Annotated in this window: 20 protein-coding genes and 1 pseudogene; 5 read left to right on the top strand and 16 right to left on the bottom strand. The window is 67.4% G+C overall.

What is annotated here, in order from left to right:
* Window positions 1-4: 4 nt before the first annotated feature.
* The 5 genes and pseudogenes from AC1G9C_RS01525 to AC1G9C_RS01505 form a co-directional block, all read right to left on the bottom strand.
* Entirely contained in the window at window positions 5-1,099 is a 1,095-nt protein-coding gene (locus AC1G9C_RS01525; protein WP_480409270.1) for a polyamine ABC transporter substrate-binding protein, read from the bottom strand.
* Window positions 1,100-1,343: 244 nt separating this feature from the next.
* Window positions 1,344-2,438, bottom strand: coding sequence for a polyamine ABC transporter substrate-binding protein (locus AC1G9C_RS01520; RefSeq protein WP_021442148.1), 1,095 nt, complete (start codon window positions 2,436-2,438; stop codon window positions 1,344-1,346).
* 130 nt (window positions 2,439-2,568) lie between these two features.
* Window positions 2,569-3,929: pseudogene (locus AC1G9C_RS01515) on the bottom strand (aspartate aminotransferase family protein).
* An 84-nt stretch (window positions 3,930-4,013) separates the two neighbouring features.
* Window positions 4,014-5,372 carry a glutamine synthetase family protein gene (locus AC1G9C_RS01510; protein ID WP_021444035.1) on the bottom strand — a complete coding sequence of 453 codons (1,359 nt, stop codon included), beginning with the start codon at window positions 5,370-5,372 and terminating at the stop codon, window positions 4,014-4,016.
* A gap of 41 nt (window positions 5,373-5,413) precedes the next feature.
* On the bottom strand, window positions 5,414-6,166 hold the full coding sequence (locus tag AC1G9C_RS01505; RefSeq protein ID WP_122109392.1) for a gamma-glutamyl-gamma-aminobutyrate hydrolase family protein: 753 nt from the start codon (window positions 6,164-6,166) through the stop codon (window positions 5,414-5,416).
* Between the two features lie 276 nt (window positions 6,167-6,442).
* Between AC1G9C_RS01505 and AC1G9C_RS01500 the strand changes: the two genes are divergently transcribed.
* The 5 genes from AC1G9C_RS01500 to aguA all read left to right on the top strand — a co-directional run bounded on the left by AC1G9C_RS01500 (window position 6,443) and on the right by aguA (window position 12,143).
* On the top strand, window positions 6,443-7,822 hold the full coding sequence (locus AC1G9C_RS01500; RefSeq protein ID WP_397497580.1) for a glutamine synthetase family protein: 1,380 nt from the start codon (window positions 6,443-6,445) through the stop codon (window positions 7,820-7,822).
* 111 nt (window positions 7,823-7,933) lie between these two features.
* Window positions 7,934-8,992: an extracellular solute-binding protein gene (locus tag AC1G9C_RS01495; RefSeq protein ID WP_480409269.1), complete on the top strand. Its 1,059-nt coding sequence runs from the start codon at window positions 7,934-7,936 to the stop codon at window positions 8,990-8,992.
* Between the two features lie 110 nt (window positions 8,993-9,102).
* Window positions 9,103-9,744 carry a TetR/AcrR family transcriptional regulator gene (locus tag AC1G9C_RS01490; protein WP_122109394.1) on the top strand — a complete coding sequence of 214 codons (642 nt, stop codon included), beginning with the start codon at window positions 9,103-9,105 and terminating at the stop codon, window positions 9,742-9,744.
* Window positions 9,745-10,106: 362 nt separating this feature from the next.
* Window positions 10,107-10,988: an N-carbamoylputrescine amidase gene (aguB, locus tag AC1G9C_RS01485; protein WP_021444284.1), complete on the top strand. Its 882-nt coding sequence runs from the start codon at window positions 10,107-10,109 to the stop codon at window positions 10,986-10,988.
* A 48-nt stretch (window positions 10,989-11,036) separates the two neighbouring features.
* Complete coding sequence (aguA, locus tag AC1G9C_RS01480) at window positions 11,037-12,143, top strand: agmatine deiminase (RefSeq protein ID WP_480409268.1); 1,107 nt, start codon at window positions 11,037-11,039, stop codon at window positions 12,141-12,143.
* Between the two features lie 19 nt (window positions 12,144-12,162).
* Here aguA and AC1G9C_RS01475 read toward each other — a convergent pair whose 3' ends face one another.
* From AC1G9C_RS01475 to AC1G9C_RS01425, 11 genes are all read right to left on the bottom strand, one after another.
* Window positions 12,163-13,911: a SulP family inorganic anion transporter gene (locus AC1G9C_RS01475; protein ID WP_480409267.1), complete on the bottom strand. Its 1,749-nt coding sequence runs from the start codon at window positions 13,909-13,911 to the stop codon at window positions 12,163-12,165.
* Window positions 13,908-14,771: an MBL fold metallo-hydrolase gene (locus tag AC1G9C_RS01470; protein WP_480409266.1), complete on the bottom strand. Its 864-nt coding sequence runs from the start codon at window positions 14,769-14,771 to the stop codon at window positions 13,908-13,910. The genes AC1G9C_RS01475 and AC1G9C_RS01470 overlap by 4 nt, the downstream gene beginning before the upstream one ends.
* Before the next feature lie 45 nt (window positions 14,772-14,816).
* Window positions 14,817-15,008, bottom strand: coding sequence for a YgaP family membrane protein (locus AC1G9C_RS01465; RefSeq protein WP_021445179.1), 192 nt, complete (start codon window positions 15,006-15,008; stop codon window positions 14,817-14,819).
* A 14-nt stretch (window positions 15,009-15,022) separates the two neighbouring features.
* On the bottom strand, window positions 15,023-15,442 hold the full coding sequence (locus AC1G9C_RS01460; RefSeq protein WP_457788265.1) for a DUF6691 family protein: 420 nt from the start codon (window positions 15,440-15,442) through the stop codon (window positions 15,023-15,025).
* A 2-nt stretch (window positions 15,443-15,444) separates the two neighbouring features.
* Complete coding sequence (locus tag AC1G9C_RS01455) at window positions 15,445-15,879, bottom strand: YeeE/YedE family protein (protein WP_480409265.1); 435 nt, start codon at window positions 15,877-15,879, stop codon at window positions 15,445-15,447.
* Entirely contained in the window at window positions 15,876-16,193 is a 318-nt protein-coding gene (locus tag AC1G9C_RS01450) for an ArsR/SmtB family transcription factor (protein ID WP_021445356.1), read from the bottom strand. The genes AC1G9C_RS01455 and AC1G9C_RS01450 overlap by 4 nt, the downstream gene beginning before the upstream one ends.
* A gap of 151 nt (window positions 16,194-16,344) precedes the next feature.
* On the bottom strand, window positions 16,345-16,734 hold the full coding sequence (gene gcvH, locus AC1G9C_RS01445; protein WP_021445357.1) for a glycine cleavage system protein GcvH: 390 nt from the start codon (window positions 16,732-16,734) through the stop codon (window positions 16,345-16,347).
* Window positions 16,735-16,973: 239 nt separating this feature from the next.
* Window positions 16,974-18,071, bottom strand: coding sequence for a glycine cleavage system aminomethyltransferase GcvT (gcvT, locus tag AC1G9C_RS01440; RefSeq protein ID WP_480409264.1), 1,098 nt, complete (start codon window positions 18,069-18,071; stop codon window positions 16,974-16,976).
* A 188-nt stretch (window positions 18,072-18,259) separates the two neighbouring features.
* Window positions 18,260-19,876 carry an ABC transporter permease gene (locus AC1G9C_RS01435; protein WP_480409263.1) on the bottom strand — a complete coding sequence of 539 codons (1,617 nt, stop codon included), beginning with the start codon at window positions 19,874-19,876 and terminating at the stop codon, window positions 18,260-18,262.
* 121 nt (window positions 19,877-19,997) lie between these two features.
* On the bottom strand, window positions 19,998-20,999 hold the full coding sequence (locus AC1G9C_RS01430) for an extracellular solute-binding protein (RefSeq protein WP_122109404.1): 1,002 nt from the start codon (window positions 20,997-20,999) through the stop codon (window positions 19,998-20,000).
* Window positions 21,000-21,093: 94 nt separating this feature from the next.
* A complete protein-coding gene (locus tag AC1G9C_RS01425) occupies window positions 21,094-22,314 on the bottom strand; it encodes a 2-octaprenyl-3-methyl-6-methoxy-1,4-benzoquinol hydroxylase (RefSeq protein WP_480409262.1) in 1,221 nt (406 codons plus the stop codon).
* Between the last annotated feature and the right edge of the window lie 33 nt (window positions 22,315-22,347).

Below are 22,347 nucleotides of genomic sequence, written 5' to 3'. Positions count from 1 at the left end.
AGGGTTACTGACCCGACTTGATCTTGGTCCAGCTACGGGTCATCAGACGCTGCACCTTGACCGGCAATTCGGCCGAGATGAACAGCTTGTCCAGTACCGCCTGCGGCGGGTACACGGACGGGTCGTTGCGCACCTCCTGGTCCATCAGCGCGCCCGCCAGGGTATTGGGGTTGGCGTAGCCGACGTAGTCGCTGACTTCGGCTATCACCTGCGGCTGGAGGAGGAAATCGATAAAGGCATGGGCCTGCTCGACGTTCGCCGCGTCGGCCGGAATGGCCAGCATGTCGAACCACAGGTTGCCGCCTTCCTTGGGAATGCTGTAGGCGATCTCGATGCCCTTGCCGGCTTCCTTGGCGCGATCGGCGGCCTGCAGGATGTCGCCGGAGAAGCCGGCGGCGACGCAGATCTCGCCGTTGGCCAGGTCGCCGATGTACTTGGAGCTGTGGAAGTAGGTGACATGGGGACGCACCGCCAGCAGCTTGGCCTCGGCCTTGGCATAGTCATCCGGATTGGTGCTGTTGGGGTCGAGGCCCAGGTAGTTGAGCACCGAGGGGATCATCTCGTCGGCCGAATCGAGGAAGGCCACGCCGCACTGGCTGAGCTTGGCCATGTTCTCCGGCTCGAAGAGCACCGCCCAGGAGTCGATGCTGTCGACGCCGAGCACCGCCTTGACCTTCTCGACGTTGTAGCCGATGCCGTTGGTGCCCCACAGGTAGGGCACGGCGTACTGGTTGCCGGGGTCGTTGGTTTCCAGCTGCTTGAGCAGCGCCGGGTCGAGGTTGCTCCAGTTCGGCAGCTTGGCCTTGTCCAGCTTCTGGAAGGCGCCGGCCTTGATCTGCTTGCCGAGGAAATGGTTGGAAGGCACCACGATGTCGTAGCCGGAGCGGCCGGCGAGCAGCTTGCCTTCGAGGGTCTCGTTGGAGTCGAACACGTCGTACAGCGGCTTGATGGCGGTGGCCGCCTCGAACTGGGCCAGGGTGTCCTCGCCGATGTAGTCGCTCCAGTTGTAGATGTGTACCGTCCCCGCCGCCTGGGCCAGGGTATTCAGGCCCAGCGCCAGGGCACCGGTGATCAGGGTCTTGCCGCAGGAAATTCGCACACGCAGATCCTCTTTCTATCGGGCCGCCCGCAAAAGGGCCGGCACTTTAGCGGAAATATCCGTCCTGTTCAGCGTTTCGCGCAGGGCGCTATCCCGCGCGGGAAACGACTGCCGGGTCGCAGAGGGACATTCCGATCGGCTCGGCCAGACGGCCCGCCGCAAGGGTCGAACAACGCATACAAGCTTCCTTTTATTGTTAGGGTCTGCGGCGGGCATGCCCACCGCAGACAGGTTGCTGCTGCCGTTAGCGGCCGGACTTGACCTTGGTCCAGCTGCGGGTGATGGCGCGCTGCACCGAGGGGCTCAGCTCGGAGAAGGTGTAGAGCTTCTTCGAGGCTTCCTCGGTCGGGTAGATGCCCGGGTTGTTGCGGATTTCCTCGGCGACCAGCGGGGTGGCCTTGGCGTTGCCGTTGGGGTAGGCGACGTAGTCGGAGATCGGCGCGATCACTTCCGGGGTCAGGATGTAGTTGAGGAAGGTGTGCGCGGCGTCGACGTTCTTGGCATCGGCGGGGATGGCCATCATGTCGAAGAAGGAGGCGGCGCCTTCCTTGGGAATGGCATAGGCCACCGGCACGCCGTTCTTCGCTTCCTCGGCGCGGGCCTGCGCCTGGAACACGTCGCCGGACCAGCCCAGGGCCACGCAGATCTCGCCGTTGGCCAGGTCGGAGATGTACTTGGAGCTGTGGAAGTAGGTGACGTAGGGGCGCACCTTCATCAGCAGCTCTTCGGCCTTGGCCACGTCGTCGGTGCTGGTCGGGTTGGGGTTCAGGCCCTGGTAGTGCAGCGCCGCGGCATAGACTTCGTCCGGGGCGTCGAGCATGGCCACGCCGCAGGACTTCAGCTTCTCCATGTTCTCCGGCTTGAACAGCACGTCCCAGGAGTCGATGGTGTCGACGCCGAGGGCGGCCTTGACCTTCTCCGGGTTGTAGCCGATGCCGGTGGTGCCCCACAGGTAGGGGAAGGCGTACTGGTTGCCCGGGTCGGCGTTTTCCAGCGCCTTCATCAGGTCGGGGTTGAGATTCTGCCAGTTGGGCAGCTTGGACTTGTCCAGCTTCTGGAATACGCCGGCCTTGATCTGCTTGGCGAGGAACTGGTTGGACGGCACCACCACGTCGTAGCCCGAGCCGCCGGAGAGCAGCTTGGCTTCCAGCACTTCGTTGCTGTCGAAGACGTCGTAGACCACCTTGATGCCGGTTTCCTTCTGGAAGTTGTCCAGGGTGTCCTCGGCGATGTAGTCGGACCAGTTGTAGACGTGCAGCACCTTGTCCTCGGCCTGAGCGGTGCCAGCCACGGCGGCGGCCAGGGACAACGCTAGAAGGGTTTTGCCGAATGTTTTCATGCGTACAGCTCCTGTTGTTGTGTCGGTATTCCGGAAGGTGCGCAGGCCCTTCCGGTGAGGCTGGCCAACGCACTGGCGCAGTCTGGCAAGGTCATGGCACCGCTGACAACTTTACGTGGTCGCCGGCCGTTCAGGCCGACAGGTCAAGCAGGGTCAGGTCCAGGCACTTGCGTGCTTTTTCCACCAGTTCGTCGATCTCCGCACGGCTGATCACCAGCGGCGGCGCAATGATCATGGTGTCGCCCACGGCGCGCATGATCAGACCATTAGTAAAGCAGTGTCCGCGGCAGACCATGCCCGCCGCCACCGCATCCGGGTAGCGCGTGCGCGTCGCCTTGTCCCGCACCAACTCGATGGCGCCGAGCATGCCGACGCCGCGCACCTCGCCCACCAGCGGATGCTCGGCCAGCTCGCGCAGACGTTGCTGCAAATAGGGTGCCGTTTCCGTCCTGACCCGCTCGACTATGCCTTCTTCCTTGAGCAGGCGCAGGTTGGCCAGGCCCACCGCCGCCGCCACCGGGTGGCCGGAGTAGGTGAAGCCGTGGTTGAAGTCGCCGTGCGCCTCGATCGCCGCGAACACCTTGTCGCTGACGATCAGCCCGCCCATGGGCACGTAGCCCGAGGTCAGGCCCTTGGCGATGGTCATCAGATCGGGCTTGAGGCCGTAGTAGTCGCTGCCGAACCACTGGCCGGTACGGCCGAAGCCGCAGATCACCTCGTCGGCGACGAACAAAATGTCGTACTTGGCCAGGATTTCCTTGATCCGCGGCCAGTAGCTTTCGGGCGGGATGATCACGCCGCCGGCGCCCTGGATCGGCTCGGCGATAAAGGCCGTGACATTCTCCACGCCCAGCTCGAGAATCTTCGCCTCCAGCTGGTCGGCGGCCCACAGGCCGAACTCGTCCGGGCTCTTGTCGCCCCCTCGCCGAACCAGTAGGGCTGCGGGATATGGGCGATGCCGGGGATCGGCAGGTCGCCCTGCTCGTGCATGCCCTTCATCCCGCCGAGGCTGGCGCCGGCCACGGTGGAGCCGTGGTAGCCGTTCTCGCGGGCGATGATGATCTTCTTGGCAGGCTTGCCCTTGCACGCCCAGTAGTGGCGCACCAGGCGCAGCATGGTGTCGTTGCCTTCCGAGCCGGAACCGGTGAAGAACACGTGGTTCATGCCTTCGGGGGCCAGTTCGGCGATGGCCTGGGCCAGCTCCAGCACCGGCGGGTGGGCGGTCTGGAAGAAGGTGTTGTAGAACGGCAGCTGGCGCATTTGCGTCGCCGCGGCCTCGACCAGTTCCTCGCGACCGTAGCCGACGGCCACGCACCAGAGCCCGGCCATGCCGTCGAGGATCTTGTGACCCTCGCTGTCCCACAGGTAGACGCCCTTGGCCTCGGTGATGATGCGCGGGCCCTTCTCGGCCAGCTGTTTGTAGTCGCTGAACGGCGCCAGGTGATGGGCGCGGCTCATGGCCTGCCACTGGGCGGTTTTCGGGTTGGTCATGACAACACCTTTTATTACGCGGGTCGCCGGCGGCGGCCCGATGAAATCGATGGCAACGGGCGCGGCCAGCCGCGCCCGCCCCGGTCACACCGACAGCAGCAGGAACTCGCGTTCCCAGGAACTGATCACGCGCTTGAAGTTCTCGTGCTCGGCGCGTTTCACCGCGACATAGCCGCGCATGAACTTCTCGCCCAGGTACTTCTCGGCGGCCTTGCACGCCTCCATGCGCTCCAGCGCCGCCTCGATGGTCAGCGGTAGACGCAGGTTGCGCCGCTCGTAGCCGCGGCCCTTGACCGGCGCGCTGGGCTTGATGCCCTCGACCATGCCGATGTAGCCGCACAGCAGGGAGGCGGCCAGCACCAGGTAGGGGTTGGCGTCGGCACCGGCCAGGCGGTTCTCCACCCGGCGGTTCTGCGGCCCGGCTTCCGGCACGCGCAGGCCCACGGTGCGGTTCTCCTCGCCCCACTCGACGTTCACCGGCGCCGAGGTGTCGGGCAGGAAGCGGCGGAACGAGTTGACGTTCGGCGCGAACAGCGGCAGCACCTCGGGGATGTACTTCTGCAGGCCGCCGATGTGGTGCATGAACAGCTCGCTCATGGTGCCGTCGTCGTTGGAGAAGATGTTCTTGCCGGTCTTGATGTCCACCACGCTCTGGTGGATGTGCATGGCGCTACCCGGCTGGTCGGTGATCGGCTTGGCCATGAAGGTCGCCGCCACGTCGTGCTTGAGCGCGGCCTCGCGCATGGTGCGCTTGAACACGGTGATCTGGTCGGCCAGGTGCAGGGCCTCGCCGTGACGGAAGTTGATTTCCATCTGCGCCGGGCCGTCTTCGTGGATCAGCGTATCGAGGTCCAGATCCTGCAGCTCGCACCAGTCGTAGACGTCCTCGAACAGCGGATCGAATTCGTTGGCGGCGTCGATGGAGAACGACTGCCGGCCCACTTCCGGGCGCCCGGAGCGGCCCATCGGCGCCACCAGCGGGAAGTCCGGGTCGCTGTTGCGCTTGGTCAGGTAGAACTCCATCTCCGGCGCGACGATCGGCCGCCAGCCCTTGTCGGCGTAGAGCTTGAGCACGTTCTTGAGGATGTTGCGCGGCGACAGCTCGATCGGGTTGCCCTGCTTGTCGAAGGTGTCGTGGATCACCATCGCGGTCGGCTCGATGGCCCAGGGCACGAGGAACACAGCGTTCTCGTCGGGGCGACAGAACATGTCGATGTCCGCCTCGTCGAGCAGCTCGTAATAGATGTCGTCCTCGACGTAGTCGCCGGTCACGGTCTGCAGCAGCACGCTCTCTGGGAGGCGCATGCCCTTCTCGTCGAGGAACTTGTTGGTCGGCGAGATCTTGCCGCGGGCAATGCCGGTCAGGTCGCTGACCAGGCATTCGACTTCGGTGATTTTGCGTTCTTTCAGCCAGCTCGTGAGCTGGTCTAGCTTGGTACTCATAGAGACCTCAGGGTTGGAGAATCCGACTAGGTATAGTCGGTTCAGCGTTGCCCCGCCCTCTCCCTGCAAGCCTCACCAAAGGCCTGGAAGATGGCGAGATAATTCGGATTGGATGCTACCTGCCACTCGGGGTGCCATTGCACCCCCAGCGCGAAGCTTTTTGCACCTTCGACGGAAAAAGCTTCGACCAACCCGTCGGGCGCCAGAGCTTCTACGCGAAGGCCCGGCGCCAGACGTGCAACGCCCTGGCCATGAATGGAATTGATCTGGAACTCGCGCGGCAAGCCGATGCCGTCGAGCAGCCCGCCGGGCTGCACCTGCAGTGCATGGCGCGGGCCGTACTGCACCTCGACCGGCTGCTCCTTCGGCTCGCGGTGATCCAGCAGCCCTGGGATCTCGTGCACGCGCTGGTGCAAGGTGCCGCCGAAGGCCACGTTGATTTCCTGGAAGCCGCGGCAGATGCCCAGCAGCGGCACGCCGGCGTCGAGCGCCGCGCGGATCAGCGGCAGCGTGGTGGCATCGCGTGCGCTATCGTGCAAGGTACCGGGTGCGCTGGCGGCGCCAGCGTAATGATGAGGTTCGACGTTGGACGGCGAGCCGGTGAACAGCAGGCCGTCGAGCTGTTCGAGTAGCTGCGGCAGCGCCAGCAGCTCGCCGAGTGCCGGCACGATCAGCGGCATGCCACCGGCGCCGACCACCACCGCGCGCAAATACTTGTCGCCGGCAGTGTGATAGAGGTTGTGACCGATCTGCTTGGTGCAGGCACTGACGCCGACTATCGGCAGGCGAGACATGAGACACCCGTTTTATTGCTGTTATGGGTTTGAGCCGAGCTTAGCCTTGTTCATTTTTTTACACAATAGCCCTGTAAAAAATTGAACACACCCGACTGAGCACCCCGGCCGGCCAGGCGTTTCAGCCAAGCGCAATGCCCTGAAACGCCCCAAAACTGGCCGTGCAGCCCTCTTTTAGGGCATCATAGGGCTCTCTTGACAGCCATGGGTGTTTCCGATTGACTCACACCTATGCAGTTGCATGATTGATATTTTTAACAATAAAGGTGTTGCATCATGTCGGTACCCCCGCGTGCCGTTCAGCTTAACGAAGCGAACGCGTTCCTTAAGGAACATCCTGAGGTCCTGTTCGTCGACCTTCTTATTGCAGATATGAACGGCGTGGTGCGCGGCAAGCGCATCGACCGTAACGCCCTGCACAAGGTGTACGAGAAAGGCATCAACCTGCCGGCGTCGCTGTTCGCCCTCGACATCAATGGCGCCACCGTGGAAAGCACCGGCCTGGGCCTGGACATCGGCGATGCCGACCGCATCTGCTTCCCCATTCCCAATACCCTGTGCAACGAACCCTGGCAGAAGCGCCCCACCGCGCAGCTGCTGATGACCATGCACGAACTGGATGGCACCCCCTTCTTCGCCGACCCGCGCGAAGTGCTGCGCCAGGTGGTGCAGAAGTTCGACGACATGGGCCTGAAGATCTGCGCCGCCTTCGAGCTGGAGTTCTACCTGATCGACCAGGAGAACGTGAACGGCCGGCCGCAGCCGCCGCGCTCGCCGATCTCCGGCAAGCGCCCGCATTCGACCCAGGTGTACCTGATCGACGACCTCGACGAATACGTCGACTGCCTGCAGGACATGCTCGAAGCCGCCAAGGAGCAGGGCATCCCGGCCGACGCCATCGTCAAGGAAAGCGCCCCGGCGCAGTTCGAGGTCAACCTGCACCACGTCGAGGACGCCATCAAGGCCTGCGACTACGCGCTGCTGCTCAAGCGCCTGATCAAGAACATCGCCTACGACCACGAGATGGACAGCACCTTTATGGCCAAGCCCTACCCGGGCCAGGCCGGCAACGGCCTGCACGTGCACATCTCGCTGCTGGACAAGAAGACCGGCAAGAACATCTTCGCCTCCGACGACCCGCTGCAGAACCAGCCGCTGCGCCACGCCATCGGCGGCATTCTCGACACCATGGCCGCGAGCATGGCCTTCCTCTGCCCCAACGTGAACTCCTACCGCCGCTTCGGCGCGCAGTTCTACGTGCCCAACGCGCCGAGCTGGGCGCTGGACAACCGCACCGTGGCCGTGCGCGTGCCCACCGGCAGCGCCGACGCCGTGCGCATCGAACACCGGGTGGCCGGCGCCGACGCCAACCCCTACCTGATGCTGGCCTCGATCCTCGCCGGCATCCACCACGGCCTGACCAACCAGATCGACCCAGGCGAGCCGATCGAAGGCAACTCCTACGAGCAGCTCGAGCAGAGCCTGCCGAACAACCTGCGCGACGCGCTGCGCGAGCTGGACGACAGCGAGGTGCTGAACAAGTACATCAGCCCGGACTACATCGACATCTTCGTCGCCTGCAAGGAAGCCGAGCTGCAGGAGTTCGAGACCACCATCTCCGACCTCGAGTACAACTGGTACCTGCATACCGTCTGATGCAATGCCCGACGCCGGCCCTAGTGCCGGCGTTGTTTTGTCTGCCACCCACGCCCTGCCGAACCGCCCGCGCCATGCGCAGCGGCGAAGCCATGCCTCGAGGAGGTCGTCATGTTTCGCGTTCTCGCTCCGCTACTGCTGGCCCTGGCTCCCGGACTGACGGCCGCCGCCGACAGCATCCGTGTCTACAACTGGAACGACTACATCGCCCCGCAGGTGCTGGAGAGTTTCACCCGTGACACCGGCATCGCCGTGGAGTACCGCACCTTCAGCAGCGCCGAGGAACTGGCCAACGCCCTGGCCAGCGGCGAGTCCATCGACGTCGCGGTGCCCTCGCACAACGACCTGCCGGCGCTGATTGCCGCCGGCGGCATCCAGCCGCTGGACCTGCGCCTGCTGCCCAACCGCAAGCACCTGGACAAGCAACTGCTGAGCAAGCTGGCCGCGGTCGACCCGCAGAACCGCCACGCCGTGCCCTACCTGTGGGGCGCGGTGGGCCTGGCGATCAACGTGCCGCAGGCCGAGGCCGCCTACGGCGGGCCGCTGCCGGACAGCTGGAGCCTGCTGTTCGACCCCGCGCAGAGCGCGCGCCTGGCCAGCTGCGGCGTCAGCGTGCTGGACGCCCCGGACGAGACCCTGGCGCTGCTGCTCAACTACCAGGGCCGCAGTCTGGCGCGCAGCGCGCCGAGCCGCATCGAGCGCGCCGGCTACCTGCTCGACGGCCTGCGCCCGCATCTGCGCTACGTCGACAGCGAACGCTATATCGACGACCTCAGCCACGGCCGCCTGTGCCTGGCCATGGCCTGGGTCGGCGACGCCCTGGCCGCCGCCGACGCCGGCCAGCCGGTGCGCTTCCTGGTGCCCGAGGAAGGCTCGGTGCTATTTATCGACAACCTGGTGATCCCTGCCAGCGCGCGGCGCGCCGACCTGGCCCATCGTTTCATCGACTACCTGATGCAGCCGCAGGTGGCCGCGCTGATCACCGCCGAGACCCTCTACCCCAACGGCAACGCCGATTCCGCGCAGTTCCTCGACGCCGCCCTGCTCAACCAGCCCGGGCTCTATCCGGACCAGGACACCAAGCGCCGCCTGCACGCCCTGGAGGTGCTGCCGGAGAAACACGCCGAAGTGCGCGACCGGGTCTGGCAGCGCTTTCGCGCCGGCGGCTGAAGGGCTGACGCTGAAGCCAGGCGCGGCCAAGGCGCATTGCGGCGGCGAACGACTTGCCTCGGCAGCGCCGCCTGGCATCCAATAGCGCCTCCTTGCCCCAGGAGTTCGCCATGTCGCGCCCCGCCAGCCCCCGCAAACCGCGCGCCAGCAGCCAGGCGCGGATCGCCGTGATCCTCCAGGCCGCACGCGCGCTGCTGGCCGAGCAGGGCGTGGCCAACCTGTCGATCTATGCCGTGGCCGAGCGTGCGGCGATTCCGCCGTCCTCGGTCTACCACTTCTTCGCCAGCGTGCCGGCGCTGCTCGAAGGCCTCACCGCCGACGTCCACGCCGCCTTCCGTGCCTGCCTGCAGCAGCCGGTGGAACACGCCGCGCTGCGCAGCTGGCACGACCTGTCGCGCCTCGTCGAGCAGCGCATGCTGGCGATCTACGCCGCCGACGCCGCCGCGCGCCAGCTGATCCTCGCCCAGCACGGCCTGGCCGAGGTGACCCAGGCCGACCGCCAGCACGACGTGGAACTGGGGCGACTGATGCAGGCGCTGTTCGAGCGCCACTTCCCCCTGCCGCAACTGCCGAGCGATATCGAGGTGTTCGCCCTGGCCATGGAGCTGGGCGACCGCGTCTACGCCCGCTCGGTGCAGCTGCACGGCGCCATCACCCCGCGCCTGGCCGAGGAAGGCATGCGCGTGTTCGACGCCTACCTCGGCCTGTACCTGCCCGCCGCCCTGCCGAAACGCCCCGCGCCGCTTACCTAGGGTGTCGCGGGGCCGCCTTGGCCGCACACACCGCTGACACGTTGACCATGGGGCCTGCTGCGCACGGCGCGCCACAGCCCTGCAGGGGCGCATTTGTTCACGCACGACCTTGGCCCGGCGCGCGGCCCTGTTCGCGGATGACTCCGCGTCTCCCCAAGCGGGCTCGGCCAGGAACCAGATTGACGGATACTAATCCGATAAAAATCCGAAATATTTTGCCTTTCCTGTCTTTCCAGCCTTCTAAATTCGATTTTTATCGGATATAAATCGAGCATCTCGCCATGATCGATGTTCTGCCATGGCTTCCCGAGCAGGCCTCCGCGAGCCCGGAGCCGCCTGCCCACAAGTCCAAGAGGTGCTGTATGTCCCGTATCGTCACCGTCGCCGCGACCCAGATGGCCTGTTCCTGGGATGTCGCCGGCAATATCGCCAACGCCGAGAAGCTGGTGCGCCAGGCCGCCGCCCGGGGCGCGCAGATCATCCTGATCCAGGAGCTGTTCGAGACCCCCTACTTCTGCCAGAAGCCCAATGCCGACTACACCCAGCTGGCCACCCCGGCAGAGGAAAACCCGGCGATCCTGCACTTCCAGAAGGTCGCCGCCGAACTGCGAGTGGTGCTGCCGATCAGCTTCTTCGAGCGTGCCGGTCGCGCCCGCTTCAACAGCATCGCGATCATCGACGCCGACGGCAGCAACCTCGGGATTTATCGGAAAAGCCATATCCCGGACGGCCCCGGCTACCACGAGAAGTACTACTTCAACCCGGGCGATAGCGGCTTCAAGGTGTGGGACACCGCCTACGCCAGGATCGGCGTCGGCATCTGCTGGGACCAGTGGTTCCCCGAATGCGCGCGCAGCATGGCGCTGCTGGGCGCGGAGATCCTGTTCTACCCCACCGCCATCGGCAGCGAGCCGCACGACCCCGCCATCAACTCGCGCGAGCACTGGCAGCGCGTGCAGCAGGGCCATGCCGGCGCCAACCTGATGCCGCTGGTGGCCAGCAACCGCATCGGCCGCGAGGAGCAGGACGGCTACGCCATCAGCTTCTACGGCAGCTCCTTTATCGCCAACCAGTTCGGCGAGAAGGTCGAGGAGCTGGATCAGAGCGAGGAAGGCGTGCTGGTGCACAGCTTCGATCTGACCGAGCTGGAGAAGGTGCGCAGCGCCTGGGGCGTATTCCGCGACCGCCGGCCGAACCTATACTGGCCGCTGGCGACCCTCGACGGCGAGAGCCTCTCCGAGTAACCCCCCATACCTTCGCCGGTGCGCACGACGCACCCTACGGATCGAACCATGACCACCCTGAACAGCACTCCTCGCGCCGACGGTTTCCGCATGCCGGCGGAATGGGAACCCCACAGCCAGACCTGGATGGTCTGGCCCGAACGCCCGGACAACTGGCGCCTCGGCGGCAAGCCGGCGCAGGCCGCCTTCGCCGCGGTGGCCCGCGCCATCGCCGAGTTCGAGCCGGTGACCGTCTGCGTGTCCGCCGCGCAGTACGAGAACGCCCGCGCGCGCCTGGACGACGACAACATCCGCCTGGTGGAAATCACCACCGACGACGCCTGGGTGCGCGACACCGGGCCGACCTTCGTCACCAACGCCAGCGGCGAAGTGCGCGGCGTGGACTGGACCTTCAACGCCTGGGGCGGCTTCGACGGCGGCCTGTACTGGCCCTGGCAGCGCGACGACCAGGTGGCGCGCAAGATCCTCGAGATCGAAGGCTGCAAGCGCTATCGCACCGAGGGCTTCGTGCTCGAGGGCGGCTCGATCCACGTCGACGGCGAAGGCACCCTGATCACCACCGAGGAATGCCTGCTCAACCAGAACCGCAACCCGCACCTCTCCCGCGAACAGATCGAGGCGCAGCTAGCGGAGCAGCTGGCCATCGATACGGTGATCTGGCTGCCGGACGGCCTGTACAACGACGAGACCGACGGCCACGTCGACAACTTCTGCTGCTACGTGCGCCCCGGCGAGGTGCTGCTGGCCTGGACCGACGATCAGAACGATCCCAACTACCCGCGCTGCCAGGCCGCCATGCGCGTGCTGGAAAGCGCGCGCGACGCCAAGGGTCGCCAGCTGATCGTGCACAAGATGCCGATCCCCGGGCCGATCCACGCCACTGAGGAAGAGTGCGCCGGCGTCGACGCCGCCGAAGGCAGCCAGGCACGCGATCCGTCGATCCGCCTGGCCGGCTCCTACGTCAACTTCCTCATCGTCAACGGCGGCATCGTCGCGCCGAGCTTCGACGACGCCAAGGACGCCGAGGCCCGCGCCATCCTCGAGCGGGTCTTCCCCGCGCACCGTGTGGTGATGGTGCCCGGCCGCGAGATCCTCCTCGGCGGCGGCAATATCCACTGCATCACCCAGCAGCAGCCGGCGCCGCAAGGGCGCTGAAGCGTCGGGCGGGCCGCGCTCAGCGGCCCGCCTGCAACGCCCGTCTGGTACTCAGCGGGTCCAGCTGGCGCAGCGCCTGGTAGTGGCTGACGAACACCTGGCCGCCGAAACGCTGGAGAAAGTCCGAGCGGCCGAGCTGGTCCATCACCGGCCCCTTGACCTCCGACAGGTGCAGCTGCACCCCGGCGGCGCGCAGGCGCTCGGCGATGGCCTCCAGCGACTCCAGGGCGCTGGCGTCGATCAGGTTGATCCCCGGGCACATCAGCACCAGGTGACGCACCTGCGGCCGCGCGGCGACCAGCGCGGCGACGCGGTCCTCGAGAAAACGCGCATTGGGAAAATACAGGCTCTCGTCGACCCGCAGCGACAGCACGCTGGGGCTCTCGATCACCTGGAAGCGCTCGACGTTGCGAAAGTGCTCGCTGCCCGGCACCTGGCCGACCACGGCGATATGCGGGCGGCTGGTGCGCCAGAGAAACAGCAGCAGCGACAGGCCGACGCCGAGGACGATGCCGGTCTCGACGCCGAGCAGCAGCACCGCGGCCAGGGTCGCCGCCTGCGCCGCGCCGTCCTGCCGCGAATAGCGCCAGGTGCGCGCCAGCCCGCGCAGGTCGATCAGCCCCCACACCGCGACGACGATGATCGCCGCCAGCGCCGCCTGCGGCAGCCGCTGCAGCAGCGGCGCCAGCAGCAGCGCGCCGAGGGCGATGCCGGCGGCGCTGAACACCCCGGCCATGGGCGTCCGCGCGCCGGCCTCGAAGTTGACCTGGGAACGGGCGATGCCGCCGGTCACCGGCAGACCGCCGCTGAAGGCCGCCGCCAGGTTGGCCGCGCTGAGGCCGAGCAGCTCGCTGTCCGGCTCGATACGCTGGCGCCGCCTGGCCGCCAGGGTCTGCGCCACCGCCATCGACTCGACGAAGCCCACCAGGCTGATCAGCAGCGCCGCCGGCAGCAGCTGCCGCGCCAGCTCGAGATCCAGCGGCGGCAGGCTCGGTGCCGGCAGGCCGGCGGCGATGCTGCCGACCACCCGCACGCCGCGCTCATCCAGTTGCCACAGCCAGACCGCGCCGGTGGCCAGGATCATCGCCAGCACCGGCACCGCCCGGCTCAGGTTGCCGGCCCAGGCCTGGTCCAGGCCGCAGCGTCGCAACAGCGGCGGCAAGCCGCGCCGCGCCCAGAACAGCAGCACCAGGCAGCCGACGCCGAGCAGCAGGGTCGGCCCGTGACTGGCCGGCAGGCCCCGCGCCAGCGCCGGCAGCAGTTGGCCCAGGGTCGCGCCGGCGGCGGCGATACCGAGCAGCGGCGCCAGCTGGCCGAGGACGATCAGCAGGGCGGCGCCGCTGATAAAGCCGGAGATCACCGGATGGCTGAGGAAGTTGGCGATAAACCCCAGGCGCAGCAGCGCCATGCCGCAGAGCAGCCCGCCAGACAGCAGCGCCAGCAGCAGGGCGGCGCCGGCGTACTCGGCGCTGCCGGCGGGAAACAGCGGCTGCAGGGCCGCCGCGGTCATCAGCGAGACCACCGCCACCGGGCCCACGGCCAGGGTGCGGCTGCTGCCGAACAGGGCGTAGGCCAGCAACGGCAGCATGCTGGCGTAGAGCCCGGCAGCCGGTGGCAGGCCGGCGAGCATGGCGTAGGCCAGGCTCTGCGGAATCAGCAGCAGGGTGACGATCAGCGCCGCCAGGGCATCGCCGGCCGCGGTCTGCCGATCGTACTGCCGGCCCCACTCCAGCCAGGGCAGCCAACGGCGCAGCGACGAGGCTTTCATAGGCGGTCCAGGGGAATCTTCAGGTAGCGCACGCCGTTGTCCTCGGCCGGCGGCAACTGCCCGGCGCGCATGTTGACCTGCACCGCCGGCAGCATCAGGGTCGGCACCTCCAGCGTGGCATCGCGCGCCTGGCGCATGGCGACGAAGGCGTCCTCGCCGATGCCCTCGTGCACGTGCAGGTTGTGCGCGCGCTGCTCGGCCACCGTGGTCTCGCAGCAGAAATCGGCGCGCCCCGGCGCCTTGTAGTCGTGGCAGAGAAACAGGCGGGTGGCGTCCGGCAGTTCGAACAGGCGGCGGATCGAACGGTACAGGGTGCGTGCATCGCCGCCGGGAAAATCGCAGCGCGCCGTGCCGTAGTCCGGCATGAACAGGGTGTCGCCGACGAAGACGGCGTCGCCGATCACGTAGCTCATGCAGGCCGGCGTGTGCCCCGGGGTGTGCAGGGCGAAGGCCTGGATGGCGCCGATCTGGAAGCGCTCGCCGTCGCGCAACAGGCGGTCGAACTGGGAACCGTCGGTGGCGAACTCGCGGCCGGCGTTGAACAGCTGGCCGAAGGTGCTCTGCACCTGGGTGATGCGCTCGCCGATGGCCAGCCGGCCGCCCAGCTCGCGCTGCAGGTAGGGCGCGGCCGACAGGTGGTCGGCGTGCACATGGGTTTCCAGCAGCCAGTCCACCGTCAGGCCCTGCTCGCGCACATGGGCGACGATGCGGGCGGCGCCGGCATGCGAGGTACGCCCGGCGGCCGGGTCGTAGTCCAGCACCGAATCGACGATGGCGCAGCGGCGGCTGAGCGGGTCGGCGACCACGTAGCTGTAGGTGAAGGTGGCGGGATCGAAGAAGGGGGTGATGACGGGCGACATGCCGGCTCCCGGGCGGACGACGGCGAGTCGCCCGCCCCCTGCGATTCAGGATTTGGATTTACAAGTATTGACGCCTAACAGCGGATAGGCCGGACAGAAGCGGAAGATTCCGCTGGCCAGCGGCAGCAGGCCGATCCAGCCCCACAGGCCGATCACGCCGGACAGGCTGAGGCCGATCAGGATCAGCCCGGCGGCGATGCGCAGGCTGCGGTCGAGGTTCCCTACGTTGCGTTGCATGACGACCTCCTCGGTCAGTGGCCGCGCCGGCGCTCCAGCGCGGCAAAGATCAGCATCCCGGCGAGCAGCGCGGCGACGAACAGCGGCGCCTGCCAGTGCCCGCTGAGCAGAATGACCACGGCCGGCCCCGGGCAAATGCCGGCGATGCCCCAGCCGAGGCCGAACAGCAGGCTGCCGCCGACCAGCCGGGCATCCAGCTCGCGCCGCCTCGGCAACTGCATGGCGCCGCCCAGCAGCGCGCGGGAACGCCGCCCCGCCAGGTGCAGGGGCAGGGCCGCGACGGCGATGGCGCCGACCATCACCAGCGCCAGCGAGGGGTCCCAGGCGCCGGCCAGGTCGAGGAAGGCCAGCACCTTGGCCGGGTTGGCCATGCCGGCCAGCAGCAACCCCAGGCCGAACAGCAGGCCGCAGGCGAATGCACTGAGTCTGGCCATGTTCAGCCCCCCAACAGATGACGCAGGACAAACACCGTGGCGAAACCCGCGGCCATGAAGCACAGGGTCGCCACCAGCGAGCGCGGCGACAGGCGGGCAATCCCGCATACGCCATGGCCGCTGGTGCAACCGCTTGCGTAGCGAGTGCCAATCCCCACCAGCAGGCCGGCGCCGATCAGCCCGAGGGCGCCGCTGTCGAACTCGATCGCCGGCAGGGCGGCGAACAGGCCCCACAGCACGGGCGCGACCAGCAACCCGAGGAGGAACAGCGCCGCTTCGCCACGGCCCTGCGTGCCCGGCTGCAGCAGGCTGCCGAGCAGGCCGCTGATGCCGGCGATGCGGCCGTTGGCCAGGGCGAAGATGGCCGCCGCTAGGCCGATCAGCGCGCCGCCGGCCAGCGCGCTCCAGGGGGTGAAGGCGTTCCAGTCGATGTTCACTGCTCCTGGCCCTCGCAGAACAGCCGGTACAGCGTCTCGATCACCGCCAGCGCCGCCGGGCTGCTGATGCGGTAATGGATCTGCTTGCCGTCGCGGCGGGTTGCCACCAGGCCTTCGCGGCGCAGCACGGCGAGCTGCTGCGACAGGGTCGGCTGCTGGATGCCGAGCAGCGCCTCCAACTCGCTGACGTTGCGCTCGCCCTGGGCCAGCTGGCACAGCAGCAGCAGGCGATCCGGGTTGGCCAGGGCCTTGAGCAGCTGGCCGGCGGCATCGGCATTGGCGCGCAGCTGCTGGATATCGAGGGCGTCGGTCATGGCTACACCTTAGACAAATACAATATGTATTTTTATATATTGTATTTTTGAAGAGTGTTAGCCAAGGCGACCAACGGTCAAGACGCAGCCTGGATGTACCGCCATAAACGCAAAAACCCGCCGAAGCGGGTTCTCTGGGCGTTGCCGCCGATCAGGAATCGGCGTCGGCAGCGGCCTGGTAGGCGGCGGCGTCGAGCAGCTTGTTCAGCTCGCTGGCATCGCTCGGCTTGAGCTTGAAGAACCAGCTGCCGTAGGGGTCGCTGTTGACGCTCTCGGGGCTGTCTGCCAGCGCCTCGTTGATCGCGATCACCTCGCCGCCGATCGGCGCGTAGATGTCGGAGGCGGCCTTGACCGACTCCACCACCCCGGCTTCCTGGCCGGCGTCCAGCTGCTTGCCGAGCTCCGGCAGCTCGATGAACACCACATCACCGAGGGCTTCCTGGGCGTGGTCGGAAATGCCCACGGTCACGCTGCCGTCGGCCTCCAGGCGCGCCCACTCGTGGCTGGCGGCGTAACGCAGATCGGCGGGAATATTGCTCATGTGTCGTTCCTCGTAAGCGATGACGGCAAGCGGGCCGTCAGGACAATTTAGCAGGCCGCGGCGGGAGCGAAAGCCGGCGCCGTGGCCCAAAAAGATTCAGAACCTGTTTACGATCTCGCGAGCTAGAGCCATGCAAGGCAAAACCGGGCGAGGAAGCGGAGTTTACGAGCTGTAAATGAGCATTCCGAGCCTGTTTTTAACGCAGCAGGGCCGACGCGCAGCAGATCGTAGACAGGTTCTTAGATCAGGGTTTTGCCGTTACGTACAAAGCTCGGCTTGACCACCCGCACCGGGTACCACTTGCCACGGATTTCCACTTCGGCGCGCTCGCCGGTGGCCGCCGGCACGCGGGCCAGGGCGATGGACTTGTTCAGCGTCGGCGAGAAGCTGCCGCTGGTGATCTCACCGTCGCCAATGCCCTCGACGCGCACCACCTGATGCGCGCGCAGCACACCACGCTCCTCCAGCACCAGGCCGACCAGCTTGCTCGGGCAACCGGCGGCGCGCTGCGCCTCCAGTGCGGCGCGGCCGATGAAGTCGCGCGCGGCCGGCTCCCAGGCGATGGTCCAGGCCAGGTTGGCAGCCAGCGGCGAGACGCTCTCGTCCATGTCCTGGCCGTAGAGGTTCATTCCCGCCTCCAGGCGCAGGGTGTCGCGCGCGCCGAGGCCGATGGGGGCGATGCCGGCGCCGACCAGTTCGTTGAGGAAGGCGACGACTTCGCTAGCCGGCAGGATGATCTCCAGGCCGTCCTCGCCGGTGTAGCCGGTGCGTGCGATAAACCAGTCGCCCTCGGGCAGGCCCTGGAACGGCTTGAGTTCGTGGATCAGCGCGGCGCGCGCCTGGGTCACCAGCTCGGCGACGCGGGCGCGGGCGCGCGGGCCCTGGATGGCGAGCATGGCCAGATCGCGGCGCTCGCGCAGCTCGACGGCGAAATCGCCGGCCTGGGCGTGCATCCAGGCCAGGTCCTTGTCGCGGGTGCCGGCGTTGACCACCAGGCGATAGCCCTGCTCCTGGGAAGCAGAGCTGGTGAGGTAGACGATCAGGTCGTCGATCACCCCGCCCTGCTCGTTGAGCATGGCGCTGTACAGCGCCTTGCCGACGCCCTCCAGGCGCGCCACGTCGTTGGCCAGCAGGCGCTGCAGATAGGCCTGCGCCTGGCTGCCGGCGACGTCCACCACGCACATGTGCGAGACGTCGAACACGCCGCACTCGCGGCGCACCTGATGATGTTCCTCCACCTGCGAGCCGTAGTGCAGCGGCATGTCCCAGCCGCCGAAATCGACCATCTTGGCGCCCAGCGCCAGATGCAGGTCATAGAGGGGGGTACGCTGTCCCATGGGTTTCTCCTTCCGGGCTTGGCGAAGCGATTCAGGCCCCGAGAAGCTGGCTGCGTTGCCATTGCTGCGTTGCACTGGCCGCCGCGCTTACGCTTCTCGACACACCTGCCGGTTACCCCGGCTCGCGAATGGCGCGCATTGTAGCCGCAAGGTCGGCAGGGGTCATCCTGACCGAAGGTCGCCCTCGGTTAGCCGATCCGCCGCGCCGAACGGCGGATCAGCAGGATCACCGGCAGCAGGCCGACCAGTATCAGGGTCAGCGCCGGCAACGCTGCGCGCGCCCATTCGCCTTCGCTGGTCATCTCGAATACCCGCACCGACAGGGTGTCCCAGCCGAAGGGACGCATCAGCAAGGTGGCCGGCATTTCCTTGAGCACGTCGACGAACACCAGCAGCGCAGCGGACAGGGTGCCCGGCAGCAGCAGCGGCAGATAGACCCGCAAGAACAGGCCGATGCCGCCGACGCCGAGGCTGCGCGAGGCCTCCGGCAGCGACGGGCGGATGCGCGCCAGGCTGGTTTCCAGCGGGCCGAAGGCCACCGCCATGAAGCGGATCAGGTAGGCCACCAGCAGCGCCGCGAGGCTGCCCAGCAGCAGCGGTTTGCCGGCGCCACCCAGGGCCCCGGACAGCGGGATCACCAGTTCGCGGTCGAGGAAGCTGAACGCCAGCATGATCGCCACCGCCAGCACCGAGCCCGGCAGGGCGTAACCGATATTGCCCAGGGCCACGCCGACGCGCACCCCGCGGGTCGGCGCCTGGCGCCGGGCGAAGGCCAGCAGCATGGCCACCGCGACCGTGATCAGCGCCGCCATGCCGCCCAGGTAGAGGCTGTGCAGGATCAGCCCGGCGTAGCGCTCGTCGAGGTCGAAGCGGCCGCGCTGCCAGAACCACACCAGCAGCTGCAGCAGCGGAATGACGAAGGCGCAGGCGAACACCAGGCCGCACCAGGCGCTGGCGGCGAACGCCTGCCAGCCGTGCAGCTGGTACAGCGCCTGGCCGCGCGGGCGTTCGTTGGCCGGCCGTGCGGCGCCACGGGCGCGGCGCTCGCCATAGAGCACCAGGGCCACCGCCAGCAGCAGCAGGCTGGCCAGCTGGGTGGCGCTGGTCAGGCTGTAGAAGCTGTACCAGGTCTTGTAGATGGCGGTGGTGAAGGTGTCGAAGTTGAACACCGACACCGCACCGAAATCGGCCAGGGTCTCCATGATCGCCAGGGCCAGGCCGGCGCCGATGGCCGGCCGCGCCATGGGCAGGGCGACGCGCCAGAAGGCCTGCCAGGGACTCTGCCCGAGCACCCGCGCGGCCTCCATCAGGCCCTTGCCCTGGGCCAGGAAGGCACCGCGGGCGAGCAGGTAGACGTAGGGGTATAACACCAGCACCAGGACGATGATCACCCCGCCGGTGGAGCGCACCCGCGGCAGGCGCAGGCCGCTGCCGAACCACTCGCGCAGCAGGCTCTGCAGCGGGCCGGCGAAATCCAGCAGGCCGACGAAGACGAAGGCCAGCACATAGGCGGGAATGGCGAAGGGCAGCATCAGTGCCCAGTCCAGCCAGCGCCGCCCGGGAAACTCGCAGAGGCTGGTGAGCCAGGCCAGGCTGACGCCGAGCAGGGTCACGCCGATGCCGACGCCGAGTACCAGGGTCAGGGTATTGCCGATCAGCCGCGCCATCTGCGTCTGCCACAGGTGCGCCCAGATCTGTGCGTCCACCTCGTGCCAGCTGAGCAGCAGCACCGACAGCGGCAGCAGCACCAGCAGGGCAACGGCGAAGACGATGGGGTACCAGCGACGCTGGACGGGATGCGGCACGCGGATTCCTCGACGGCGGAAAAGACGACGCCCCGGCTGGGCGGGGCGTCGAAGTATAACGGCAGCGGCGCGGATCACCGAGGGTACGCCGTGACGCACCCGCGGCGCTCTCGCCAGCAGCTTACTGCCAGCCGGCGCGATCCATCAGCATGGTCGCTTCGGCCTGGCGCTTGCCGGCCACTTCGGTGGCGATGGAGTCGGCCTTGAAGCTGCCCCAGGCGGCCACTTCCTCGGACGGCGCAACTGCCGGGTTGGCCGGGAATTCCTGGTTGACGCCGGCGAAGATGCTCTGCGCTTCCGGGGTGGTCATCCACTCCAGCAGCTTGCGGGCCTGCTCCGGGTGCGGCGCGTGCTTGGTCACGCCGGCGCCGGCCAGGTTGACGTGCACGCCACGGTCGTTCTGGTTCGGCCAGAACGGCTTGACCTTCAGATCCGGCTGCTGCTTGTGCAGACGGCCGTAGTAGTAGGTGTTGGTGATGCCGACGTCGCACTGGCCGGCGTCGATGGCCTGCAGCAGCGCGGTGTCGTCGGCGAACACGTCGGTGGCCAGGTTGTTCACCCAGCCCTTGACGATCTGCTCGGTCTTCTCGGCGCCGTGGGTCTCGATCAGGGTGGCGGTCAGCGACTGGTTGTACACCTTCTTGCTGGTGCGCAGGCACAGGCGGCCTTCCCAGTTCTTGTCGGCCAGCGCCTCGTAGGTGGACAGCTCTTCCGGCTTGACCCGCTCGGTGGAGTAGAAGATGGTCCGCGCGCGCAGCGACAGGCCGGTCCAGCTGTCGCTGCTGGAACGGTACTGGGCGGGGATATTGGCGGCGATCAGGTCCGACTTGGTCGGCTGCAGCACGCCTTCCTGCTCGGCCTGCCAGAGGTTGCCGGCGTCGACGGTGATCAGCAGGTCGGCCGGGGTGTTGGCGCCTTCGGCCTTGAGGCGGGCGATCAGCGGGGCTTCCTTGTCGGTGATGAACTTCACCTTGACCCCGGTCTTTTCGGTGTAGAGATCGAATACCGGCTTGATCAGCTCGTCGATACGGGCGGAGTAGACCACCACCTCATCGGCGGCCTGGACGGCGGTTGCCAGGGTGCCGAGGGTGAATGCAGCGAGCAGCGCGTTGCGAGCCTTCATGGGACCAGCCTCTTGTGGATGAAAAAAGTGGCTGAATAGTAGTGAATGTTATTTGCCTTCTCAATGTAAATACGTCAACAAAAGTCAACGAGTGTTACAAGGCGCGCGCCAGCTCCGGCAGGTCGCCGCTCAGCCCCAGCGCCTGACGCACGAACAGCGCCTTGGCCTCGGCCTGGCCATCGACCAGATCGAGGCCGACGTTGCGCAGCAGCCGCACCGGCAAGGGGTCGGCCTGGAACAGGCGCTGGAAGCCCTCCATCGCCGCCATCATCGCCAGGTTGTGCGGCATGCGCCGGCGCTCGAAGCGACTCAGCACGCGCTCTTCACTCAGGTTCTCGCCACGCCCGGCGGCATGCAGCAGCACCTCGGCCAGCACCGCGGCGTCGAGAAAACCCAGGTTGACCCCCTGCCCCGCCAGCGGGTGGATGGTATGCGCGGCGTCGCCGATCAGCGCCAGCCCCGGCTCGACGTAACGCTTGGCATGACGCTGACGCAGCGGGATGCACAGGCGACGGTCGGCATGCAGCACCTGGCCGAGGCGGTGCTCGAAGGCCTTGCCCAGCTCGACACAGAAGCCTTCATCGTCCAGCGCCATGAGCCGCTCGGCTTCGCTCGGCAGGGTCGACCAGACGATCGAGCACCAGTGCTCGCCCGCCGCGCCGGCTAGCGGCAGGAAGGCCAGCGGGCCGTCGTCGGTGAAGCGCTGCCAGGCGGTTGCCTGGTGCGGGCGCTCGACCCGCACGCTGGTGACAATGGCGTGGTGCAGGTAATCCCACTCGCGGCTGGCGCAGCCGGCCAGGCGGCGCACCGCGGAGTTGGCGCCATCGGCGGCCACCAACAGCGGCGCGCGCAGCTGGCGGCCGCCCTCCAGGGTCAGCAGCCAGTCGTCGCCGCTGCGGCGCAACTGCTCCAGGCGCGCGCCGGGCAGCAGGCCGAGCTGGCTGTCGTGCAAACGCTCGAGCAGGGCGTCCTGCACCACGCGGTTCTCGACTATGTGGCCGAGGGTTTCGGCATGCACGCTGGCCGCGGCGAAATGGATGCTGCCGGTGCCGCTGCCGTCCCACACGCGCATCTCGCCATAGGCGCAGGCGCGCCGCGCGGCGATGCCGTCCCAGGCGCCGAGGCGTGCGAGGATGCGCTGGCTGGCCATGGACAGGGCGCTGACCCGCGGCTCGAAGGCGGCAGCCGGGTCGAACGGCGCCAGGCGCAGCGGGCTGCCGTCCACCACCAGGATTTCCAGGCCGCTGTGCTCCAGGGCCAGCGCCAGGGCGCTGCCGACCATACCGGCACCGACGATGATCAGATCCGCGCGCATATCCATTCCTGCGTCAATCGTGAGTAGGGTGTC

The organism is Pseudomonas sp. ABa2 (genome assembly GCF_056676075.1).
Note: the sequence above shows the minus strand (reverse complement) of the source record. Positions and strands in the feature narration are given on the sequence as shown.

Coding starts and splice junctions, on each gene's coding strand:
- AC1G9C_RS01520 (WP_021442148.1), bottom strand. CDS start 2,438: ATGAAAACATTCGGCAAAACCCTTCTAGCGTTGTCCCTGGCCGCCGCC.
- AC1G9C_RS01510 (WP_021444035.1), bottom strand. CDS start 5,372: ATGAGTACCAAGCTAGACCAGCTCACGAGCTGGCTGAAAGAACGCAAA.
- AC1G9C_RS01505 (WP_122109392.1), bottom strand. CDS start 6,166: ATGTCTCGCCTGCCGATAGTCGGCGTCAGTGCCTGCACCAAGCAGATC.
- AC1G9C_RS01500 (WP_397497580.1), top strand. CDS start 6,443: ATGTCGGTACCCCCGCGTGCCGTTCAGCTTAACGAAGCGAACGCGTTC.
- AC1G9C_RS01495 (WP_480409269.1), top strand. CDS start 7,934: ATGTTTCGCGTTCTCGCTCCGCTACTGCTGGCCCTGGCTCCCGGACTG.
- AC1G9C_RS01490 (WP_122109394.1), top strand. CDS start 9,103: ATGTCGCGCCCCGCCAGCCCCCGCAAACCGCGCGCCAGCAGCCAGGCG.
- aguB (WP_021444284.1), top strand. CDS start 10,107: ATGTCCCGTATCGTCACCGTCGCCGCGACCCAGATGGCCTGTTCCTGG.
- aguA (WP_480409268.1), top strand. CDS start 11,037: ATGACCACCCTGAACAGCACTCCTCGCGCCGACGGTTTCCGCATGCCG.
- AC1G9C_RS01475 (WP_480409267.1), bottom strand. CDS start 13,911: ATGAAAGCCTCGTCGCTGCGCCGTTGGCTGCCCTGGCTGGAGTGGGGC.
- AC1G9C_RS01470 (WP_480409266.1), bottom strand. CDS start 14,771: ATGTCGCCCGTCATCACCCCCTTCTTCGATCCCGCCACCTTCACCTAC.
- AC1G9C_RS01465 (WP_021445179.1), bottom strand. CDS start 15,008: ATGCAACGCAACGTAGGGAACCTCGACCGCAGCCTGCGCATCGCCGCC.
- AC1G9C_RS01460 (WP_457788265.1), bottom strand. CDS start 15,442: ATGGCCAGACTCAGTGCATTCGCCTGCGGCCTGCTGTTCGGCCTGGGG.
- AC1G9C_RS01450 (WP_021445356.1), bottom strand. CDS start 16,193: ATGACCGACGCCCTCGATATCCAGCAGCTGCGCGCCAATGCCGATGCC.
- gcvH (WP_021445357.1), bottom strand. CDS start 16,734: ATGAGCAATATTCCCGCCGATCTGCGTTACGCCGCCAGCCACGAGTGG.
- gcvT (WP_480409264.1), bottom strand. CDS start 18,071: ATGGGACAGCGTACCCCCCTCTATGACCTGCATCTGGCGCTGGGCGCC.
- AC1G9C_RS01430 (WP_122109404.1), bottom strand. CDS start 20,999: ATGAAGGCTCGCAACGCGCTGCTCGCTGCATTCACCCTCGGCACCCTG.
- AC1G9C_RS01425 (WP_480409262.1), bottom strand. CDS start 22,314: ATGCGCGCGGATCTGATCATCGTCGGTGCCGGTATGGTCGGCAGCGCC.